17 protein-coding genes are annotated in these 21,242 nt (G+C 73.9%); 10 read left to right on the top strand and 7 right to left on the bottom strand.

Annotated elements, in window-relative coordinates; translation table 11 throughout:
- The first annotated feature begins 169 nt into the window (after positions 1-169).
- Positions 170-1,618, top strand: a complete 1,449-nt coding sequence (locus IEZ04_RS09005; protein WP_189216201.1) for a glyceraldehyde-3-phosphate dehydrogenase — start codon at positions 170-172, stop codon at positions 1,616-1,618.
- A 75-nt stretch (positions 1,619-1,693) separates the two neighbouring features.
- On the opposite strand, the gene IEZ04_RS09000 is transcribed toward IEZ04_RS09005, so the two are convergent.
- The 3 genes from IEZ04_RS09000 to lnt all read right to left on the bottom strand — a co-directional run bounded on the left by IEZ04_RS09000 (position 1,694) and on the right by lnt (position 5,696).
- A complete protein-coding gene (locus IEZ04_RS09000) occupies positions 1,694-3,370 on the bottom strand; it encodes a cellulase family glycosylhydrolase (protein WP_229820964.1) in 1,677 nt (558 codons plus the stop codon).
- A gap of 126 nt (positions 3,371-3,496) precedes the next feature.
- Positions 3,497-3,970, bottom strand: coding sequence for an NUDIX hydrolase (locus IEZ04_RS08995; protein WP_189216199.1), 474 nt, complete (start codon positions 3,968-3,970; stop codon positions 3,497-3,499).
- 94 nt (positions 3,971-4,064) lie between these two features.
- The gene (lnt, locus tag IEZ04_RS08990; RefSeq protein WP_189216198.1) at positions 4,065-5,696 is read right to left on the bottom strand and encodes an apolipoprotein N-acyltransferase; all 1,632 of its coding nucleotides are present in this window, start codon (positions 5,694-5,696) and stop codon (positions 4,065-4,067) included.
- 236 nt (positions 5,697-5,932) lie between these two features.
- On the opposite strand from lnt, the gene IEZ04_RS08985 reads away from it, so the two are divergent.
- Positions 5,933-7,069, top strand: coding sequence for an O-antigen ligase family protein (locus tag IEZ04_RS08985; protein ID WP_229820907.1), 1,137 nt, complete (start codon positions 5,933-5,935; stop codon positions 7,067-7,069).
- Positions 7,070-7,116: 47 nt separating this feature from the next.
- On the opposite strand, the gene IEZ04_RS08980 is transcribed toward IEZ04_RS08985, so the two are convergent.
- The gene (locus IEZ04_RS08980) at positions 7,117-7,674 is read right to left on the bottom strand and encodes a hypothetical protein (RefSeq protein ID WP_189216196.1); all 558 of its coding nucleotides are present in this window, start codon (positions 7,672-7,674) and stop codon (positions 7,117-7,119) included.
- Positions 7,675-7,764: 90 nt separating this feature from the next.
- A complete protein-coding gene (locus tag IEZ04_RS08975; RefSeq protein WP_189216195.1) occupies positions 7,765-8,556 on the bottom strand; it encodes a glutamate racemase in 792 nt (263 codons plus the stop codon).
- 58 nt (positions 8,557-8,614) lie between these two features.
- Here IEZ04_RS08975 and IEZ04_RS08970 point away from each other — a divergent pair, with 58 nt between their 5' ends.
- The 5 genes from IEZ04_RS08970 to IEZ04_RS08950 all read left to right on the top strand — a co-directional run bounded on the left by IEZ04_RS08970 (position 8,615) and on the right by IEZ04_RS08950 (position 14,755).
- Positions 8,615-9,793: a glycosyltransferase gene (locus tag IEZ04_RS08970; protein ID WP_189216194.1), complete on the top strand. Its 1,179-nt coding sequence runs from the start codon at positions 8,615-8,617 to the stop codon at positions 9,791-9,793.
- A gap of 225 nt (positions 9,794-10,018) precedes the next feature.
- Positions 10,019-10,495, top strand: coding sequence for a DUF6643 family protein (locus IEZ04_RS08965; protein WP_189216193.1), 477 nt, complete (start codon positions 10,019-10,021; stop codon positions 10,493-10,495).
- 45 nt (positions 10,496-10,540) lie between these two features.
- Positions 10,541-11,464 carry an MOSC domain-containing protein gene (locus tag IEZ04_RS08960; protein ID WP_189216192.1) on the top strand — a complete coding sequence of 308 codons (924 nt, stop codon included), beginning with the start codon at positions 10,541-10,543 and terminating at the stop codon, positions 11,462-11,464.
- Positions 11,465-11,596: 132 nt separating this feature from the next.
- Positions 11,597-12,202, top strand: a complete 606-nt coding sequence (locus IEZ04_RS08955) for an Rv1733c family protein (RefSeq protein WP_189216191.1) — start codon at positions 11,597-11,599, stop codon at positions 12,200-12,202.
- Positions 12,203-12,313: 111 nt separating this feature from the next.
- A complete protein-coding gene (locus IEZ04_RS08950; protein ID WP_189216190.1) occupies positions 12,314-14,755 on the top strand; it encodes a right-handed parallel beta-helix repeat-containing protein in 2,442 nt (813 codons plus the stop codon).
- Positions 14,756-14,815: 60 nt separating this feature from the next.
- Here IEZ04_RS08950 and IEZ04_RS08945 read toward each other — a convergent pair whose 3' ends face one another.
- The gene (locus IEZ04_RS08945) at positions 14,816-17,167 is read right to left on the bottom strand and encodes a hypothetical protein (RefSeq protein ID WP_189216622.1); all 2,352 of its coding nucleotides are present in this window, start codon (positions 17,165-17,167) and stop codon (positions 14,816-14,818) included.
- Positions 17,168-17,619: 452 nt separating this feature from the next.
- Here IEZ04_RS08945 and IEZ04_RS08940 point away from each other — a divergent pair, with 452 nt between their 5' ends.
- Positions 17,620-18,453, top strand: a complete 834-nt coding sequence (locus IEZ04_RS08940; RefSeq protein ID WP_189216189.1) for a DeoR/GlpR family DNA-binding transcription regulator — start codon at positions 17,620-17,622, stop codon at positions 18,451-18,453.
- A 7-nt stretch (positions 18,454-18,460) separates the two neighbouring features.
- On the opposite strand, the gene cds1 is transcribed toward IEZ04_RS08940, so the two are convergent.
- The gene (gene cds1, locus IEZ04_RS08935) at positions 18,461-19,594 is read right to left on the bottom strand and encodes an L-cysteine desulfhydrase Cds1 (protein ID WP_373296277.1); all 1,134 of its coding nucleotides are present in this window, start codon (positions 19,592-19,594) and stop codon (positions 18,461-18,463) included.
- A 354-nt stretch (positions 19,595-19,948) separates the two neighbouring features.
- Between cds1 and IEZ04_RS08930 the strand changes: the two genes are divergently transcribed.
- Positions 19,949-20,272: a hypothetical protein gene (locus IEZ04_RS08930; RefSeq protein ID WP_189216188.1), complete on the top strand. Its 324-nt coding sequence runs from the start codon at positions 19,949-19,951 to the stop codon at positions 20,270-20,272.
- Between the two features lie 249 nt (positions 20,273-20,521).
- Positions 20,522-21,046, top strand: a complete 525-nt coding sequence (locus tag IEZ04_RS08925; RefSeq protein WP_189216187.1) for an ATP-binding protein — start codon at positions 20,522-20,524, stop codon at positions 21,044-21,046.
- Positions 21,047-21,242: the final 196 nt, after the last annotated feature.

Raw genomic sequence — 21,242 nt, 5'->3', positions numbered from 1 at the left:
GGTCGCGCGCCGGACACGCACCGGCGTCGTGCACGTGGGCGACCAGCCCGTGGCCGACGAGCCGCACGCCCCGTTCCGCGGGGCGACCCCGCCAGAGGTGCGAAGCCTTGATCAGATGAGCGAGAGGGGAGTTAACATGTGAGCGCCGTCTAGCTCGAAAGAGACACCTGTGACTGTCAACGACGACTCGTTCACCCACTGGATGCGCCGCGAGGAGATCGCGGAATCGATGATCCCGATCATCGGGAAGCTGCACCGCGAGCGGGACGTCACCGTCCTGCTCCACAGCCGCTCCCTGGTGAACAAGTCGGTGATCAGCATCCTCAAGACCCACCGGTTCGCCCGGCAGATCGCCGGCGAGGAGCTCTCGGTCACCGACACCTGGCCGTTCCTGCGGGCCCTCACCTCGCTCGACCTCGGCCCCTCCCAGATCGACCTCGGCATGCTGGCCGCCTCCTACGCGGCCGACGACCGCGGTCTCACTGTCGAGCAGTTCACCGCCGAGGCCGTCGCCGGCGCCACGGGGGCGGGCAGGACCGAGCGCCGCGAGCCGCGCGACGTCGTTCTCTACGGGTTCGGGCGCATCGGCCGGCTCGTCGCCCGGCTGCTCATCGAGAAGGCCGGCTCCGGCAACGGGCTGCGGCTGCGCGCCGTCGTCGTCCGCGGCACCGGCGCCGGCGGGGACCTGGTCAAGCGCGCCTCGCTGCTGCGCCGCGACTCGGTCCACGGCCAGTTCCAGGGCACGATCACCGTCGACGAGGCGGCCGGCACGATCGTCGCCAACGGCAACGAGATCAAGGTGATATACGCGAACGACCCGTCGGAGGTCGACTACACGGCGTACGGCATCAGGGACGCCGTCCTCATCGACAACACCGGCAAGTGGCGTGACCGCGAGGGCCTGTCGCAGCACCTGCGCCCCGGCATCGACAAGGTCGTCCTGACGGCACCGGGCAAGGGCGACGTCCCCAACATCGTGCACGGCGTCAACCACGACACGGTCAAGCCGGACGAGCGGATCCTGTCCTGCGCGTCCTGCACCACCAACGCCATCGTCCCGCCGCTGAAGGCGATGGACGACGAGTTCGGCGTGGTGCGCGGCCACGTGGAGACCGTCCACTCGTTCACCAACGACCAGAACCTGCTGGACAACTACCACAAGGCCGACCGCCGCGGCCGCTCGGCACCGCTCAACATGGTGATCACCGAGACCGGTGCCGCCTCCGCCGTCGCCAAGGCACTGCCCGGTCTGAAGGCGAGGATCACCGGCAGCTCGATCCGCGTACCGGTGCCGGACGTCTCGATCGCGATCCTCAACCTGACGCTCGCCCGGGAGGCCACGCGCGAGGAGGTCCTCGACCACCTCCGCACCGTGTCCCTCACCTCGCCGCTGAAGCGCCAGATCGACTTCACCACCGCCCCCGACGCGGTCTCCAGCGACTTCATCGGCTCGCGCCACGCCTCGATCGTCGACGCCGGCGCCACCAAGGCCGAGGGCGACAACGCCATCCTCTACCTCTGGTACGACAACGAGTTCGGTTACTCGTGCCAGGTCGTCCGCGTCGTCCAGCACGTGTCCGGGGTGGAGTACCCGACGTATCCGGCGCCGGCCGCCTGACCGCGGCGGCGGAACCGGCCGCGACGCCTCCACCGGCCGGCGGGAGGTCTCCCGCCGGCCGGTGGAGGCGGCCGGTCAGGCGGTGGCGCAGGCGGTGCCGTTGAGCGTGAACGCGGCCGGGGCGGTGTTGGTGGCGCCCTTGGTGCCGGTGAAACCGACGGTGACGGAGCCGCCCGCGGTGATCGTGGCGTTGTAGGAGGCGGCGGCGACGCTCACCGCACCGCCGCTCTGGGTGGGCGTACCGCCCCACATGCTGGCGACCGTCTGGCCGTTCGGGAAGCTGAAGCCGAGCGTCCAGCCGTTGAGGGGGGCGGTACCGGTGTTGCGGACGGTGATCTCGCCCTGGAAGCCGCCCGGCCACTCGCCCACCACGCGGTACGCGACGGAGCAGGCCGTACCGGGAGTGCCGCCGCCCGGCCGGGTGGTGACGTCCACGGTGGCCGAGCGGGCCGAGCGGTTGCCCGCCGCGTCCCGCGCGTACACGGCGAAGGTGTACGCGGTGCCGGCGGTGAGACCGGTCAGGGTGGCCCGGTTGGTGGTGGAGGCGGCGACCGGGCTCTCGGAGCCGCCGCTGACCCGGACGACGTCGTAGCCGGTGACGCCGACGTCGTCGGTGGAGGCGGTCCAGGTGAGGGTCACGGACGTGGCCGCGACGGACGAGGCGGTGGGGGTGCCGGGGGCCGACGGGGCCTGGGTGTCCCCCGGGCTGCCGCCGCCACCGAAGACGGTGGCCTCCCGCGCGGTCTGCACGATGCCGTTCGCACCGTGGAAGATGCGCTCGCCCCAGGAGCTGAGCCGGCTGGGGTCGAAGTCGATCGCCAGGTCGAGGATCGGGTCGGTGTTGCCGCTCCAGGACCAGGCCAGGTAACCGAGGTCGAGCCGCTCGGCGGCGGCCATCATGCTGTCCTCGTCGGGGTCGCCCCACTGGTCGGCGGGCCCGCCGAACTCACCGATCAGGATGGGCAGTCCGGCGTCCACGAAGGCGTCCAGGTAGTCGTCGATCACCTGGGCGGTGCTGTAGACGCTGTACATGTGGATCGAGAAGATCAGGTTGCCGGTGGGGTCGGCGTCGTACACCGACCGGGCGTTGGCCCGCATGACGCCCTGCCAGTCCTGGCCCCAGTTGGGCGCGTCCACCATGATCGTGTGCTGGAACCCGGCGGCGCGCAGCTTCTCGACGGCCGCGACGGTGGGGGCGGTCCAGCCCTCGGGGTCGGTGTTGCCCCAGGGCTCGTTGCCGATGTTGACGATGACGTAGTCCTCCTGGCCGGCCAGCACGCTCTTCAGGCCGATCCAGTAGTCGGCGGCCTGGTCGAGCGTGGCGGCCGCGGCCTCCTCGCCGTAGCCGGTGGTGTCGTGCACCTCCAGCACGCAGATCAGCCGGTTGGCCTTGCACTGGGCGATCACGTTCGCCACGTCCGAAGGACTGTTCGCGGCCCAGCGCTGACCGCTGCCGAGCACGACGCGGACGGAGTTGGCGCCGAGCGCCTTGATGTCGGCCAGTGACTGCGTCTCGCCCGGGTACCAGGTGTGGGCGTGGTTGACGCCCCGCATGACGAAATCGTTGCCGTTGCCCTCCACCAGGCGGCCGTCGCGGATGTGGAGGCCGGTGGCGGTGGGGGCGGCCTGCTGCGCCTGGACGGCGGCCGGGGCGAGGAGACCCAGGACCGTGAGACCGACGGCGGCCGCCAGCGCGGTCAGCAGACGGGCCGGGGAGCGCTTCCGCGCGGTGCTTCGAGTCGTGCTTCTCAGTGTTCTCACTGCGACTCCTGGGAGTGAGCGCCAAGAAACATGGGCATGAGCATGGGCACATGGATGGGAGCGCTCCCATGAACCCATCATGCCAAGGGCACGTCAAGACGCGCGGGCCGCTCTTTCTCAGGTCGCGGGGGTGAACCAGGCGGGCCCGTCGGACAGGGCCTGCTTGATCCGCAGCAGTGCGAAATCGTTGAGCTGCGGCAGCGCGTCCACCGCGAACCACCCCACCTCCAGCGACTCGTCGTCGTTCACGCGTGCCTCACCGCCGACGGCACGGCAGCGGAAGGTGATGTCCATGAACTGGCAGACGTCGCCGTTGTCGTAGCGCACCGGGTCGAGGGCCTGCACGAGGACGATCCGCTCGGCGACGCACGTCACCGCCGTCTCCTCGAAGACCTCCCGGACCGCGCAGGCCGCCGGCTGCTCCCCCGGATCCGGGATGCCGCCGAGGAGCGCCCACTTGCGGGTGTCGGACCGGCGGTTCAGCAGCAGCCTGCCCTGGTCGTCGAAGACGAGGGCGGTGACACCGGGGAGCCAGAGCAGCTGGTGACCGGCGGTGGCCCGGAGTTCGCGGATGAAGTCGGGAGTAGCCATGGGGCGACCCTAACGTGCCTCGCTCCACCGCTTCGGGGCGTTCCGCAGCGTGCGCGACGGCACACGCTCGACTCGTGCCCCGGCGTACGCCGGGCTACGCGCTCCCCGCGCCTCCGGCGCCCCCCGCACGCCGCCCGTACACCCCCGCCACCACGGCCCATCCGAGCCCGCCGACCGCGACGAGCACCAGCAGCACCTCGGGCAGAGCTCCGAGACGGGTCGCGGGCGTCTCGGAGGAGCGCAGCGGCACCTCCTGCACCAGGGAGTCGGCGACGAACATCCCCGTCCGCTGCGTGACCTCCCCGTCCGGCATGATCACCGCGCTGACGCCGCTGGTCACCGGCACGGTCACGGTACGGCTGTGCTCGACGGCGCGGACGCGGGACATGGCGAGCTGCTGGTAGGTCATCTCGCTGCGGTCGAAGGTGGCGTTGTTGCTGGGCACCGAGATCATCTGTGCGCCCTCGCGGACGGTGTCGCGCACGACCCCGTCGAACGCGGCCTCGTAGCAGGTGGCGAGGCCGACCCCGGTGCCGTTCAGATCGAACACCTTGGCCTCGGTGCCCCGGCTGAAGTCCTGGCGGACCATGGAGGTCCACTCGCTGTTGATCGCGCCGATCAGCGAGCGCAGCGGCAGGTACTCGCCGAAGGGCTGGATCTGCCGCTTGTCGTAGGTGTCGACGGGGCCCTTCTCGGGGTCCCACAGAATCTGCTGGTTGTAGAGCCCGCCGCCCTCCTGGACGACTCCGCCGACGGATATCGGGGCGCCGATCGCCTTGGCGGCGGCGTCGATGACGTCGTACGCGTCGGTGTTGGTGAACGGATCGATGTCGGAGGAGTTCTCCGGCCACAGCACGAAGTCCGGCCGCGCCACCTCGCCGGCCTCCACCTCGGCGGCCAGCCGCCGGGTTTCCCTGGCGTGGTGGTCCAGTACGGCGCGCCGCTGGGCGTTGAAGCCGAGCCCCGCGCGCGGGACGTTGCCCTGGATCACGGCGACGGTCGCGGTGCCGTCCTCCGCCGCGTCGCTCACCAGGCCGCGCGCCGCGAGGGCGCCCGCCACGGGCACGGCCACGCCGAGCAGCGCGACCGCCGCCGTCGCCCGCCGCACGGCTCCGGTGCGCCGCCGCTCGACGGCGAGGCGCACCGCCCCGTACAGCCCGAAGCCGCACAGCACGACCGCGAAGCCGAGCACCGGGGTGCCGCCGAGCGCGGCCAGCGGCAGGAACACGCCGTCCGCCTGCCCGAAGGCGACCTTGCCCCAGGGGAAGCCGCCGAACGGCACGCGCGCGCGTGCCGCCTCGCCCGCGATCCACACGGCCGCCGCCCACACCGGCCACCCGGGCAGCCGCGAGACCGCCGCGACGCCCGCGCCGACCAGCGCGACGAACACCGCCTCGACGAAGGCGAGCGCCAGCCACGGCCCGGGGCCCACCTCCACCCCCGTCCACACGAGCAGCGGCAGCAGGAGACCGAGGCCGAAGAGGTAGCCGAGCCCGAGGCCCGCCTTCCAGGTCCGGCCGCGCAGCACCCCGCCGAAGGCGGCGAAGGCCGGCACGGCCAGCCACCACAGGGTGCGCGGCGGGAAGCTGACGTACAGCAGCACCCCGGCCAGCGCGGCGACGACGGCGGGGACGAGCCCGCGCGCCAGCCGGGCCGCGCGCGACGCGGGCGCGGGAGGGAGGCCGGACTGGTCCGGCTCGCGTACGGATGTTGCGGTGGCGGTCACTCCACGGAGTGTACGGCGCGTGACCTGGGCCCCGGCGGCGCCGTCCGGCCGACGGGCGGAGGCCCGCCGCCGGCGCGCGTTCCCGGCATTTACCAAAACGTTTCTGCACCAGTCGTCCACAACCCGGCGCACCCCTCGTTACCGTGTGCCGGAGCCTTGAGCCTCCCGGTCGCGTCCGGCCGGGCCGGCGAGGCCCGTCACAGTCGGGGGGCAGACGGGTGGGTACCACGGGGGCGGTGTCCGCGGCCGGTGCGCCGGCCGCGGGTGACAGACGCGGCGCCGCGGACACGGCAGGCGTCGTCCTGCTCGGCGCGTGCGCGGCGTGGGCACTGGTCACGGCGGCCGCCCGCGGCGGCCGTCCGGAGGGCGTGCTGCTCGCGGTGCTGGCCGTGGCCGCGGGCTACGCCTCGGGCCGTATCTGCGGGGCGCTGCTGCCGGTCGCCGCGCCGGGCGCCGGGGCCCTGGCCGGTGTCTCGCTGGCCGTGACCGGGCCGCACGTCGGTCCCGGCCAGTTCGTCGCGCCGCTCGGTGACGCCGGTGCCACCGCGGCCCTGTTCGCCCTGTCGGCGGGCGCCGCGGCCTGCGCGGCCCGGGCGGCCAGGACACCGGCGCTGCGGCCGGCCCTGTGGCTGCTGGCCGCCGGTGTCGCGGTGGCCGCGGGTGCGCTGGGCTCCGTGGCGGGCTGTGTGCTGTCGGCCGGGGTGCTGCTGTGCTCGCTCGCCGCGTCCCGCGTGCGCCGCCGTGCCCTCGGCCTGTCCGTCCTCGCGGTCACCGCCTGCCTCGCCACCGGAGTGAGCTGGGCGGTCGCCGAGGACGTCCTGCCCGGCGGGCCCACCACCGTCCTGGAGGACCGGCTCACGTCGCAGCGGGCCGCGCTGTGGCGGGCCGCGCTCGGCATGGTGCACCGGGAACCGGCTCTCGGCGTGGGGCCCGGGCGCTTCGCCGAGCTCACCGCGCCGGCGGCGCGGACCCTGTCTCCGGCGCCCGACGGCAGGCCCCACTCGGCGCCGCTGCAGCAGGCGGCGGAGCAGGGGCTGCTCGGCGCGGCCCTGCTGGGCGCGGTGTTCTGCTGGCTGCTGTACGCGCTGTGGCGGTCCGGCCGGTCCACGCCGCTCGTCCTCACCGCGGGGGCGGCCCTGACCGCGCTGGCGCTCGTGGCCACGGCCGGGAACGCGCTGAGCTTCACCACGGTCACGGCGGCGGCGGGTCTGCTCGCGGGCATCGCGACGGCACGGCCACTTGATGACGACGGGGGCGGCCGGGACGGCGGGGACGACGGGGCTGACGACACGGCTCCGCCCGCTCCGCCCGCTCCGTCGGCCGCGCGGCCGACGCCCTCGCAACGGGCGGAGCCGTGTGGGACGGACGAGTGACCGCCGGGAGAGATCTCGGCCGTCCCGCCCGGTTCCCGACGCGGGACTCAGCCCTTGGCGCCGGACGTCGCCCGCCGCAGCCGGTCGCGGATGATCCGTACGGCGGCCTCCGCGTCGTCCACCGTGATCGTGAACGTATGGCCGTTCCACAGCCGCAGCACCACGGCCTCACCGCGCCGGACGACGACGGCGGTGCCCTTCTCGGGCCGCCACCGGTAGCCCCAGCCGCCCCAGTGGCGAGGGGTGACGCTCGGCGCGAAGTCGACGCCGGCCACCTGCGAGAAGGGGATGCGGCAGCGCGGCACGCCGATGTGGCCGCACCGCACCTCGAGGCAGTCCTCGTCGACCTTCACGGCGACGTGCACGAAGGCGACCGTGCCGAACAGCACGAGCAGCCCCGCCGCGATGCAGCCCGCGGCCGACATGACGAGCGCGACGCCCGGCGTCCATGCGGAGTCGACGGCCAGTTCGATGCCGAGGGCGACGCACGCGGCACCGCCCAGCGCCAGCAGCCACTGCCCGCGGTTCCTGGCGCGGCCGGTCCAGATCTCGATGGGGGCGGCCCTCTCGGGGCTGCCCTCGTCGCCGTGGGGAGACTCCCTCATGACTATGAGACTACTCACGTTCCGCATCCCGGCCACCACGGCGCCCGTGCGGGAGGGACCGAGGACGGCCGGCACCGGCCGGTCCGCGGTTCACCGCACCGGGCTGCCGACCGCCCGCAGCAGACGCCCCTCCGCGTACGCCAGCGCGGCCGCGGGCAGCTCGGCCTCCCGGCCGTCGAGGAGCACCGTGAGACCGGCGGCACCGGCACCGGCGTCACTCCCCGTGCGCTCACCGATCCGGCGCAGCGCCTGGGCGGCCACCGCACCGGCGGAACCGTGCAGGACGAGCGGCGGGAGGCCGGGGCGCTGCACGGCCGCGCGGATGCGTTCGGCGACCAGCTCGTAATGGGTGCAGCCGAGGACGACGGCCCTCGTGTCGGCCGGGGTGAGGGCGGCCGCCGCGGCGATCGCGGCGTCGACGGCCGCCCCGTCCGCGCGCTGGACCGCTTCGGCCAGCCCGGGGCAGGCCACCTCGGTGACGCCGACCCCGGAGGCGAATTCCTCGATCAGCGCGCGCTGGTAGGGGCTGCCGGTGGTGGCGGGCGTCGCCCAGATGGCCACGGGACCGCCGCCCGCCGCGGCCGGCTTGATCGCGGGGACCGTGCCGACGACGGGCAGCGCGGGTTCCAGGCGGGCCCGCAGGGCGGGCAGGGTGTGCACGGAGGCGGTGTTGCAGGCGACGATCAGCGCGTCGGGCCGGTGCGCCGCGGCGGCCTCCGCGACGGCGAGGGCCCGTACGGTCAGGTCCTCGGGCGTGCGCGGTCCCCAGGGCATGCCGGCCGGGTCCGAGGAGAGCACGAGATCGGCGTCGGGCCGCAGCCGGCGCACCGCGGCGGCGGCCGGGAGGAGCCCTATTCCTGAGTCCATGAGCGCGATCTTCACCCGGTCACGATAGTCGATCGGCGCCGGTCCTCCGGCGCCGTGGGGCAGACTGCGAGGGGTGAGCGCCCTCGTGTGGACCGCCGCCGGATCACTCGCCGCCTGGCTGTGGCTGCTGCTCGGCCAGGGCTTCTTCTGGCGCACCGACGTCACGCTGCCACCGCGCCGCGAGCCGGACGCCTGGCCGTCCGTCTGCGTGGTCGTCCCCGCGCGGGACGAGGCGGCCGTCCTGCCGATGAGCCTCCCCTCGCTGCTGACGCAGGACTACCCGGGCCGCGCGGAGGTGGTCCTGGTCGACGACGGCAGCACGGACGGCACCGGCGAGCTGGCCCGTGCCCTCGCGCGCCGCCACGCCGGTCTGCCGCTCACCGTCTCCTCCCCCGGCGAGCCGCCCGCGGACTGGACGGGCAAGCTGTGGGCGGTACGGCACGGCATCGGCCTGGCACGCGCGCGCGGACCGGAGTTCCTGCTGCTGACGGACGCGGACATCGCGCACGCCCCGGACAGCCTGCGGGAGCTGGTGGCCGCGGCGCGCACCGGCGGCTACGACCTCGTCTCGCAGATGGCGCGGCTGCGCGTCGCGAGCACGTGGGAACGGCTCGTCGTCCCCGCCTTCGTCTACTTCTTCGCGCAGCTCTACCCGTTCCGCCGGGTCGGTGTCCGGGGCGGGCGCACGGCCGCCGCGGCCGGCGGGTGCGTCCTGCTGCGCGCGGACGCCGCCGAACGGGCCCGGGTCCCGGACGCCGTCCGCGGCGCCCTCATCGACGACGTGGCGCTCGCGCGGGCCGTCAAGGATGGTGGCGGCCACATCTGGCTGGGGCTCGCCGAGCGGGTGGACAGCGTGCGGCCGTATCCGCGGCTGCGCGACCTGTGGCACATGGTGGCGCGCAGCGCGTACGCCCAGCTCCGGCACAGTCCGCCGCTGCTCGCCGGGACGGTGGCCGGGCTCGCGGTGGTCTATCTGGTGCCGCCGGTGGCGTCCGTGGCGGGTCTCGTGTCGGAGGGGCCGGGGAGCACGGCGGCCGCGGTCGCCGGCGGGGTGGCGTGGCTGCTGATGACGGCGACGTACGTGCCGATGCTCCGCCACTACCGGCAGCCGCCGTGGCTCGCGCCGCTGCTGCCGTTCACGGCGCTGCTGTACCTGCTGATGACGGTGGACTCGGCGGTGCGGCACCACAGGGGGCGCGGTGCGGCGTGGAAGGGGCGCACCTACGCGCGTCCCGCGCCTGGACAGCGGTGAGTGGCCGGTTCCCGCCGCTCAGGACCGCACCGGAGGACCGCCGGTCAACTCCCCGTAACCTGCCGGGAACTCACTCTTCACCGGCCTTCACACGATACGAACACGCCCTGACGTCCCTTTTCTGCGCGTTCGCTCGCATTGGGTATCGAGCGTCACAACGAACACGTGGAACAACCCTCTTATCGGTCTCCCCAACCAGCACATCGTGGGCTTAACTTAGGTGCTATGACCTCCCCCCGCTCCACCTATGGCGGTGGCTACTACTCCGCCTCGTCCTTCTCGGACACCCCCATCTACGACTCCCTCGTGGCCGAGCGGGGCACCCCGCAGATCGCCCCGATCCGGGTCCCCGCGGCGTACGACATGCCGGGCAGTAACCTTCCCGCACTTCCGTCCGCCCTCCCCGCGCTGCCGGCCGCCCCCTCCCAGCCGGCTCCCGCGTACGGCTACCCGCAGGCCCAGCAGCACATGCCCATGCCGGTGCCCGCGCCCGCGCCCGCGCCGCTGCACCAGGCGCCCACCGCCTACATCCCGCAGCAGCCCGCGGGTCCGCGCGGTTATCCCGGTGCCCAGCCGCAGCCGCCCCGTCCGATGGCGGGCGGTGCGGGGTACGAGGCGATGCGCCCCGCCGCTCCCCGCCCGGCCCCGGCTCCCGCGCCGTACCAGGACCAGTACAACGGACAGCAGTACCGCGGCTACTGACCTGTTTCGCATGGGGCTGTCCGTGCCTTCGGGCAGGATGACCGCATGGAGAATCCGTCGCTGCACTCGATCCACGTCCATCCGTTGAAGGCGGCCGGGGGCATCGCGCCCGCCGAGGCCGCGGTGGAGCCCTGGGGGCTCGCGGGGGACCGGCGTTGGGTGCTCGTCGACGGAATGGGCAGGGTCGTCACCCAGCGTCAGCATCCGCGTATGGCACTGGCCGCCGCCGAGCCGTCACCCGGCGGCGGTCTCGCACTGTCCGCGCCCGGCCGCGCGCCGCTCACCGTCACCGTCCCCGAGCCGGTGCGGACGACGACGGTGGACATCTTCGGGGAGAAGGTGGAGGCGGTCCCCGCCGACGCGGCGGCGCACGCCTGGTTCAGCGGCCATCTGGGGACCGACGTGACGCTGGTCCACCTCGACGACCCCGCGAGGCGCCGCCCCGTCGACCTGGAGTACGGGCGCCCGGGCGAGACGGTGAGCTTCGCGGACGGCTATCCGCTGCTGCTCACCTCGCTGGCGTCGCTGGACGCCCTCAACTCCCTGGTGGCGCAGGGGGAGTACGCGGAGGAGGGCCCGCTGCCCATGAACCGTTTCCGGCCGAGTGTGGTCGTGGCGGGCACCGGCGCCTGGGCCGAGGACTCCTGGCGGCGCATAGCCATCGGGGAGGTCACCTTCCGGGTCGTCAAGATGTGCGGGCGGTGCGTGGTGACCACCACCGACCAGGGCACCGGCGAACGCGGCCGGGAGCCGCTGCGCACCCTGGCGCGCCACCGCCGCATCGGCGGCGAGCTGATCTTCGGGCAGAACCTGATACCGGAGGGCGTCGGCACGGTCCGGGTCGGCGACCCGGTCCGTGTGCTGGAGGCCGCCGATGATCCTGCGGTCCCCGGAGCCGCCGGGGTTCCCGGCGTCCCCGGAGCCGCCGAGCGGCGGTACGGGAACACGGGTCCGCTCGACGCTCGTTGAGCCGTCGTGGCGGGTTCGTGAGAGGCCGGTCGCGAGGCGCGTCACGGGGGTGATTCCGCTCTCTTTTGCCGGGGCCCGCGCGTGGACGGCTCCGCCCGGGGTCATCACCGACGCGGAAGGGGGTGCGGAACGGTGCGAGCGATCGCTGGAGTCTGGCGCTGGCGGCACAACCCGCTGCGCCGCACCACGGACCTGGTCGAGGCGTGGCTGGCGTTCACGGTCCTCGTCCTGATACTCCTGGCCGCGCCCGTGACCGGCGCCGTCGTCGGGACCGCCGCCCAGGACGCCCTGCAGCGGTCCGTACGGGAACAGCACCGGGTCCGGCACGAGGTGGCGGCCACCGTCGTCGGCGAGTCCGCCCGCTCCCCGCTGGAGCTGAACCCCGAGACCGCCACCGCGGGCGACCGGCACAGCCGCGTGGTCGCCGACTGGACCGCCCCGGACGGCACCGAGCGGCACGGCACGGTCACCGCGGGCCTGGACGACCCCCGTCCGGGCGACCGCTTCCCGCTCTGGACCGACCGGAAGGGACGGCCCGTGGGCCGCCCGCTGGACACCGCCACCGCGACGACGCACGCCGTGCTGGCCGGCCTGGGCGCGGCGCTGGGGACCGCGGGGCTGGCCGAGGGCGGCCGGCGGCTGATCGTCTGGCGCATGGTCCGGCGCCGCTACGCCCGTCTGGACCAGGCGTGGGGCAGGGCGGGACCGGACTGGGGCAGGACGGGCACCGGCAGCTGAACGGCCCCCTGAGGCTCTGGTCAACTTCCCCGCCCCACGCACGCTACGGTGGACCGGCCGAACTCTTCGGCAATCGACCCGCGTTCGACAAGGTGGGGGCACAGCAGCGCCATGGCACAGGGCACGGTCCAGGTGACGCACACCGGCACATCGCGGTGGCGGCGCCGCACGGGTGAATACGCCTCGCTCGCCGCGGCCCTCGAGGCGGCGAGCGACGGCGACGTGCTCACCGTCGCCCCCGGCACCTACCGGGAGAACCTGGTCGTGGACCGGGTGGTGACCCTGCGCGGCCCCGAGGGGGCGCCCGGCTCCGTGCGCATCGCGCCGGCCGACGGGGTGCCGCTCACCGTGCGCGCCTCCGCCGTGGTGCAGGACCTGCACGTGGAGGGGCAGGACTCGGCCGCGCCCGCGCTGCTCGTCGAGGACGGTGTGCCCGAGCTCCTCGACGTACGGATCGTGACCCGGTCGGCTGCCGGCATCGAGGTGCGCGGCGGCGCCCGGCCGACCGTGCGCCGCTGCACCGTGGACAATCCCGCGGGCGTCGGCATCGCCGTGGTGGACGGCGGCAGCGGGGTGTTCGAGGAGTGCGAGGTCGTCGCGGCCGGGCAGGCGGCCGTCGCCGTCCGCGGCGGCGCCCATCCCCGCCTCGAGCGCTGCCGGGTGCACCACGCCTCCGGGGTGGGCCTGTCGGCGACCGGCGAGAACTCCTCGCTGGAGGCGGTCGGCTGCGAGGTGTACGAGGTGCGGGGCTCCGGTGTGCAGGTCACCGGGCGGGCCTCGGCGTACCTGACCGACTGCGAGGTGCACCGCACCAGCGGGGACGGCGTCACGCTCGACACGGACGCGGTGCTCACGCTCGCCGACTGCCGCATCCACGACATCCCGGAGAACGCGGTGGACCTGCGGTCCCGTTCGGTGCTCACGCTGACGCGCACCACGGTGCAGCGGTTCGGGCGCAACGGGCTGTCGGTGTGGGACCCGGGCACCCGCGTGGACGCCAACCAGTGCGAGATCTCCGACAGCACGGGCGACTACCCCGCGGTCTGGGTGAGCGACGGCGCGACGGCGGTGCTGGACGCGTGCCGGGTGCACGACGTGCCGGACGCCCTGTTCGTGCTGGACCGCGGTTCGCGCGCCGACGTCGTCGACAGCGACCTGACGCAGGTGCGCAACACGGCCGTGTCGGTCAGCGACGGCGCCACCGCGCAGCTCGACGACTGCCGCATCCGGGAGGCCGCGACGGGCGCCTGGTTCCGCGACCACGGCAGCGGCGGCACGCTGTCCGAGTGCACTCTGGACGAGGTGCAGACCGGGGTGATCGTCACCAAGGGCGCCGACCCCACCGTCGAGCGCTGCACGGTCACCTCGCCCGCGGAGGCCGGGTTCTATGTCTCGGCGGACGGCCGCGGCTCCTTCCTGCACTGCCGGGTCACGGGCAGCGGCGGCTACGGCTTCCACATCATCGACGGCTGCCGCTCGACCTTGCGCAAGTGCCGTACGGAGCGCTGTGCGCGCGGCGGCTACGAGTTCGCGGACGGCCCCGGCGGCGCGGGCGGGCCCCTCGTCGAGGACTGCACCAGCGACGAGAGCGCGGGTGTCAGGGCGCCCGTACCGCGGGAGCCCGCCGAGCCCGCCGCGCGGCCGGCGGCCGGGACCGTCGGCCTGCTGAGCACGGTCCCGGCGCCGCGCGCCACCGAACCGGCGCTTCCGCCGGCGCCCGCCGCCGAGCCCGTCATGCCCGCGCGCACCTCGGCGGACGTGCTCGGCGAACTCGACGCGCTGGTCGGCCTGGACAGCGTCAAGCGCGAGGTGCGCGCCCTGACCGACATGATCGAGGTGGGGCGGCGGCGCCGCGAGGCCGGCCTGAAGGCCGCCTCCGTACGGCGCCACCTGGTCTTCACCGGCGCCCCCGGCACCGGCAAGACGACGGTCGCCCGGCTGTACGGCGAGATCCTGGCCTCGCTCGGCGTCCTGGAGAAGGGGCACCTGGTGGAGGTGTCCCGGGTGGACCTGGTCGGCGAGCACATCGGCTCGACCGCGATCCGCACCCAGGAGGCGTTCGACCGGGCGCGCGGCGGCGTGCTGTTCATCGACGAGGCGTACGCGCTGTCGCCGGAGGACGCGGGCCGCGACTTCGGCAAGGAGGCCATCGACACGCTGGTGAAGCTGATGGAGGACCACCGGGAGGCGGTGGTGGTCATCGTGGCGGGCTACACGGCGGAGATGGAACGCTTCCTGTCGGTCAACCCGGGTGTCGCCTCCCGCTTCTCCCGCACCATCACCTTCGGCGACTACGGGGCCGAGGACCTGCTGCGGATCGTGGAGCAGCAGGCGGAGGAGCAGGAGTACCGGCTCGGTCCCGGCACCCCGGAGGCCCTGCTGAAGTACTTCACGGCGATACCGAAGGGCCCGACGTTCGGCAACGGCCGCACCGCGCGGCAGACCTTCGAGGCGATGGTGGAGCGGCACGCGGGCCGGGTCGCCCAGCTCGCCGAGCCGAGCACGGACGACCTGACGCTGCTGTACCCGGAGGACCTGCCGGTCCTGCCGTGAATCCGGCACGCCGGCGCCCGCGGGCCGCCGGCGTGACGTCGCCGCCGGCCCGCCGGCCGGTCATCGGCCCGCGGCGCGCTGGCCCGGCACCTCGGGCCCGATCCGGTCGAGGAGCCGCTTCCGTTCCCGGGCGAAGGCCGGGTCGGCCTGGTAGTCGGAGTGGCCGAGGATCGGCGTGGGCAGCGGGTGGGCCCGGGTACGGCCGTAGGCGAGGGGGTCCCTGAAGGGCTCCGCGTCGACCTCGGGTCCGTCGGCCCCGTCGGCCCCCTCGGCCGCGTGCACCCGCACCGGCCCGCCGATGGGGTCGGTGCGGCGGTGGAGGTTGCGCCAGCAGTCGATCTCGCGGTGCAGGGCATCGAGCGCGTGCGGACCGAAGTGGGCCGGGAACCAGCGGCCGTACAGCCGCTCCAGCGGTGAGCCGTAGGTGAGCAGCGCGACCCGTTCCCGGACCGACGGCGACAACTGCCAGGCGGCGGCCGCCGCGAGGACGCTGCCCTGGGAGTGCCCGGAGATCACCAGCCGCCCGCCGGTGGCGCGCGTCCACGTCTCCATGCGCCAGGTCAGGTCGGGTACGGCGCGCTCGGCGTAGCAGGGCGGCGCGAAGGGGTGGGCGGCGCGCGGCCAGAAGGTGCCGACGTCCCAGAGGATGCCGATGGTGCGCCGTGCGGAGGCGTCCTTGTAGGCGCGCCGGCCCCAGGTGACGAACAGGATGAAGCCGAAGCCGATCAGCCAGGACCCGAGCGCCTGCGCCGTCTGCGCGGCCCCCTCGACGAAGGGGGACGTGCCGCGCGCGGCCTCGCCCGGCACCTCGCCGGTCAGGGTGGCCCCCAGCAGGGAGCCGATGCCCAGCAGCAGCGTCACCGCGGAGACGATGCCGACGATGCGCGGCGCGCGGTCGGTGAGGGCGGCCATGGCGCGGGTGCGGGCGATGCGCCGGGTACGGGCGGTGTCCCTGCGTTCGGCCTCGTCGTCGTCCGGGCGGACGGATCCCTTCTTGCCGGTGCCCGGCCCGGCGCCCCTCCTGTCGTACGTGCCGGTGCCCGTGCCGTCGGCCGACACTCCGCCCCGGCGGCCGTGCTTCTCCAGCCCGTACTCGCGCTCCACCACGACCAGTTCGCGGCGGTGCAGCACCGTGGTGCGCCAGGCCAGCCAGGCGACGAGCACCGCGACCACGACCAGCAGCGGCGGGATGACGGACGCCTGCCAGGTCAGCAGCACGGGCGGGCCGAGGACCGCCGTGTCCCCGGTGCCGTTCAGCCAGTCCGCTACGCGCTGGGCCACGCCCCCGGACATCACCCCGCCGAGCGCGCACGCGAGCATCGCGACCGCGGGCCCGGCGAGGCCGCGCATCGCGGCGCGCGGGTCGGGGCGCGAGCGGTACAGCACCTGGGCGACCACGCCGAGCACGACGACGAGCAGGCTCTGCACCAGGGTGATCCCGCCGAACGTCATGTCGCCCGGCAGCCGCCCCCCGGACGTCCACTCCGGGCGCGGCCAGCCCGCGTACAGCACCGCCAGGAGCCACACGGCGACCGAGGCGACGGGCAGGCGGCGCACCAGGGCGCGGTCCAGCTCCCGGTCCAGGCGCCGCTCGCCGCGTCCTCTGCGGCACACCACCCACACCACGACGACCGCCCCGGCGGCCAGCGTGGCGTTCAGCAGCCAGCCCAGCACCTCGAGCGGCACGGGACCGCCGGGCCCGCGGTCGTACCGGGCGGCGGAGGTGCCCACCGCCGCCGCGACGGTGAGGAAGCCCGCCGCCGTGTGCGCGGCGCGCAGCCGGGCCACCAGCCGGCGCCCGTACCAGAAGCCCGGCCGGTCCAGCGCGATGTTCTCGGACTCCTCCGCGCGCCCGGCCACGTCCCGCGCCGGCTGCTGCGACTCGTACGTGCGCCAGGTGCGGTGGGACAGGTACCACAGCAGTCCGGTGAGCGCGGCCGGGACCAGCGAGGCCAGGGCGAGCCGGCGGCCGGGCGCGCTCCACCAGCCGCCGCCGGACACGTCGGGCGACAGGAAGCCGAGCCACGAGTGCTCCTCGGCGCACGCGCGGGTGCCCGCGCACTGCCAGGCGGTCAGGTCGAGGGCGACCTCGCAGGCCGCGGCCACGAGGAGCACGGTCAGGGTCAGCCCGGCCAGCCGCACCAGCAGGCCGTACAGCCGTACCGTGCGCTGCCGGTCCCGGGTCGTGGGGCGCATCCAGTGGGCCAGGTTGACCACCATGAACGGCAGCAGCAACAGCCACAGGGCGCGTGAGCCGTTGCCGGAGGTCAGGTTGCACCAGACGTACGCCTCGGGCACCGGTCTGCCGCGGTAGTCCTCGGGGCGTCTCTCCGCGTCGGCGTCGTCGACGCGCCGGAAGACGGCCGCGATGCCGTCGCCGGTGACCCGTACGGTCCGCGGGTCGTCGAGCATCTCCTCCGGTGTGGTGCCGCCCACGCCGTGGACGAGCAGTTCGAGTGCCGGGCCGGGTCTGTCCCCCGTGCTCTCCGTGCTCCGCGCATCGCTCTCCGCGGAGCCGGGGTCCCCGCCGTCCGCCGTGTTCTCGCCGCGCTCCGCCGTACGTGCCACTGTTCTGCCCTCTCCCCCGTGCCGTGACCAAGGCGGTCGAGATGTGCACGCACATGATCCCGCCGATGTGCGGCGCCTACACCCGCGGTCACCGAATCTCCCCGATCGGGGGCCGGTCTGCGGGACGAACCCGCACGGAAGGTTGTCGCGTGACGTGCGCACGTCGGCGCGGGCAGTGACGCGGCGCGGCGCCCGTCCGTGCGAGGATGGGACGTCCTCCAAGGCCGGGCGCGGAAGAAATGCCCTCGTCGGAGGGGGTACGGGAGGCGTGATGGGGCGAAAGGACCGGAGCGGGCGTGAGTGACAACCAGAACCTCCTCGCGGAGCAGCGCCGTGCCCTGATCCTCGACGAGGTGCGGCGCCGCGGCGGGGTCCGGGTCAACGAACTGACGCGCAAGCTCGGTGTGTCCGACATGACGGTCCGCCGCGACCTGGACGCGCTCGCCCGCCAGGGCGCCGTCGCGAAGGTGCACGGCGGCGCGGTACCGGTGGCCGAGGCGAGCACGCACGAGCCGGGGTTCGAGGCCAAGTCCGGTCTGGAGCCGACCGCCAAGGAGGACATCGCGCGGGCGGCAGCCGAGCTGGTCGTCCCCGGGGCGGCGATCGCGCTCTCCGGGGGCACGACGACGTACGCGCTGGCGCACCGGCTGCTCGACGTGCCGGACCTGACCGTGGTCACCAACTCGGTGCGGGTGGCCGACGTGTTCCACTCCGCGCAGCGCACCGCGGGGCAGCGGCCGGGCGCGGCCACGGTCGTGCTCACGGGCGGGGTGCGCACCCCGTCGGACTCCCTCGTGGGGCCGGTCGCCGACCAGGCGATCGCGGCGCTCCACTTCGACCTGCTGTTCCTCGGTGTGCACGGCATATCGGTCGAGGCGGGCCTGTCCACGCCGAACCTGGCGGAGGCGGAGACCAACCGGCGGCTCGTGCAGTCCGCGCGGCGGGTCGTCGTGGTGGCGGACCACACCAAGTGGGGCACGGTGGGCCTGAGTTCGTTCGCCTCCCTGGAGCAGGTCGACAGCCTGGTCACCGACGCGGGGCTGCCGGGGGCGGCGCGCGCGGAGGTCTCCGAGCACCTCAGGGAACTGGTGATCGCGGGCGGTCCCGCGACACCCGCCGACGACGCCTGACGCGGTCTCAGGCCGGCCACGCCCCGGTGCCGAGGAGTGTCTCGACGGCCGCCGCGTACGGGGTGATGTCGAGGCCCTGTTCCGCGAGCCACGCGTCGGAGTAGTACTTGTCGAGGTAGCGGTCGCCGGGGTCGCACAGCAGCGTGACCACGCTGCCGCTCCGGCCCTCGGCCACCATCTCGGCGACGATCCGCAGGGCGCTCCACAGTCCGGTGCCCGTGGAGCCGCCCGCCCTGCGGCCGATCGCCGCCTCCAGGGCCCGTACGGCCGCCACGCTCGCCGCGTCCGGGACCTTCATCATCCGGTCGACGGCACCGGGCACGAAGCTCGGTTCCATGCGGGGCCGGCCGATGCCCTCGATGCGGGAACCGCGGTCACAGGTGACGTCCGGATCGCCGGTGGCCCACCCGTCGAAGAAACATGAGTTTTCGGGGTCCGCGACGCATATGCGAGTGTCATACTGCCGGTAGTGCACGTACCGCGCGATGGTCGCCGAGGTGCCTCCGGTCCCGGCCGTGGCGACGATCCAGGCGGGTTCGGGGAACCGCTCCAACTCCATCTGACGGAAGATCGATTCGGCGATGTTGTTGTTGCCGCGCCAGTCCGTGGCACGTTCGGCGTAGGTGAACTGGTCCATATAGTGGCCCCCCGTCTCGGCCGCGAGGGCGAGGGCCGCCTCGTACATCGTGCGCGGGTCGTCCACGAAGTGGCACCGGCCTCCGTGGAACTCGATCAGTCGGCACTTCTCGGCGCTCGTCGTGCGCGGCATGACCGCGATGAAGGGCACGCCGATCAGCCCCGCGAAGTACGCCTCCGAGACGGCCGTCGAGCCGCTGGACGCCTCGATCACCGGGCGGCCCGGGCGGATCCAGCCATTGCACAGCCCGTACAGGAACAGCGAGCGGGCCAGCCGGTGCTTGAGGCTCCCGGTGGGATGGGTCGACTCGTCCTTGAGATAGAGATCGACGTCCCACGCCTCCGGCAGCGGGAAACGGAGCAGGTGCGTGTCCGCCGATCTGTTCGCGTCGGCCTGCACCTTGCGTACGGCCTCTTTGAGCCACTCCCGGTAGCCGGCGTCGCTGCGGTCGACGTCGAAGGTGTCCAGGATCCGGCCGGTCCGGGGCGTCGGGGGGATGGTCACCGCGGGGCTCCTCACGCGTATCGCCGACGGCGCTTCTCACGGTCGGATTCCTCGATCATAGACACCCGCCGCACGCTTCTCACCTGCATAAACAGCACTTTGAGGAGCCCAAAGCGCACCTGTGACGGGTGGTGCGCGGGCGCATGGGGGCGCATTCAACCGTTGCGCTCCCGGCGCGCCCTCCGGAGGCGGCCCGCTCCCGACCATGCGCACTGGTGCTCGACGCCGGGGGCGTGCAGACTTCACCGCACGGGCCGAGCAGCAGCCCGTACGGGGGTGCACAGCACCACGACCCAGACGGGTCGCCGAGAGAGCTCAGGCCGACACGACACGCGCAAGGGGGCGGAGAGAAGGATGACGGAGCCGGAGTTCGCGGCTACGGGCGTGCGGATCGGCAAGAGGCTGCGCTCACTCACCCGGGCCGGACAGGTACGGATCGAGGACGGCAGGCTGCAGTTGCTCACCAGCTACGGCAGCGAGATCGACAGTGCGCCGGTACAGGCGGTGCGCGCCTCCAGGCCCTGGTTCGCCCATGAGGACCGGGCGCTGGCCGATCTGAACGGCACGCGTTACACCCTGACACTCGGCGAGTACGACCCCGCACCGGGCAAGCCCGGGCCGCCTTCGGCGCGTCGCTTCATCGAAGCCGTGCGCAGGGCTGCGGGGCGCGGCCACTGAAACAGGCCGCGAGTTGCGGGACGAACGGCCCTGAGTCACGCTTTACTCACGTCACTCTGGGTTTACCGGCGACCACGCTGTGAACCAGCCCGCCGGGCACAACCGCGGGCGGCCGCCCCAGGCAGCCACACCGCGCCAAGACAGGGCGGCAGCCGGGTGCTGCCGCACAGCAGGCGGCGTCGTCCCGCAGCCACCTCGCTGAATCCGTCCTCCGTCTTCTTCCGGACCTCAATTCGGGGAGTCGCAGTCGTGATCAGCAACCCAAGCAGGCACTGCACGGTGGAGCTGCAAGCCCTGCCGGCGCGGATAGGCCAGGTGCGCAGAATCATTTCTGCACAACTGCGCTACTGGCATCTCGATTCTTTGATCGACCAGGCGGCGCTCGGCGTGACCGAACTGCTGACCAACGTCCACCGGCACGCCCAGCCGGACAAGTTGTGCACCGTGGAGATCGAGCTCCTGCTCGACCGGCTCACGGTCTCGGTGCACGACCACGATCCGCGGCTGCCGGTACTGCGGGACGCGGACCTCACCGAGACATGCGGCCGCGGTCTCGCCCTGGTCGCCGCGGTGAGCGAGAGCTGGGGCGCGCGGCCCCACGGCGAGTCGGGGAAGGTGGTGTGGTTCACGCTGCCGGCTCCCGCCGACGAGCCCGTGGAGCCGGTGGAGCCCATGGCGATGCCGACGCGCCCGGCGCACGCGCCCGCGCACCGGTCGACGCCGCGCAGACGCCGGGCGGAACACACGCCCGCCCGGTCGGCCGTCGCGGGCTGACCGGGCGGTGCCCCCGGCTCCGGTGGGAGCGCTACCACGTGTGTCGTGCGCCCCGTAAGGGGCGCGGCGCTGTATGCACGATGCGGCCATGCCCCGGTGGGGGTCCCCCTGTTCGAGCGAAGCCGAGAACTCGGGGAACGATCAGCCACGACGCACCCGCAGACGGCACAGGCGGCACACCGGACCCGGCAGACCG

Source organism: Streptomyces ruber, assembly GCF_014648075.1.
In the GTDB taxonomy this organism is placed as follows: domain Bacteria; phylum Actinomycetota; class Actinomycetes; order Streptomycetales; family Streptomycetaceae; genus Streptomyces; species Streptomyces ruber.
This window is presented reverse-complemented; position numbering and strand designations above follow the sequence as displayed.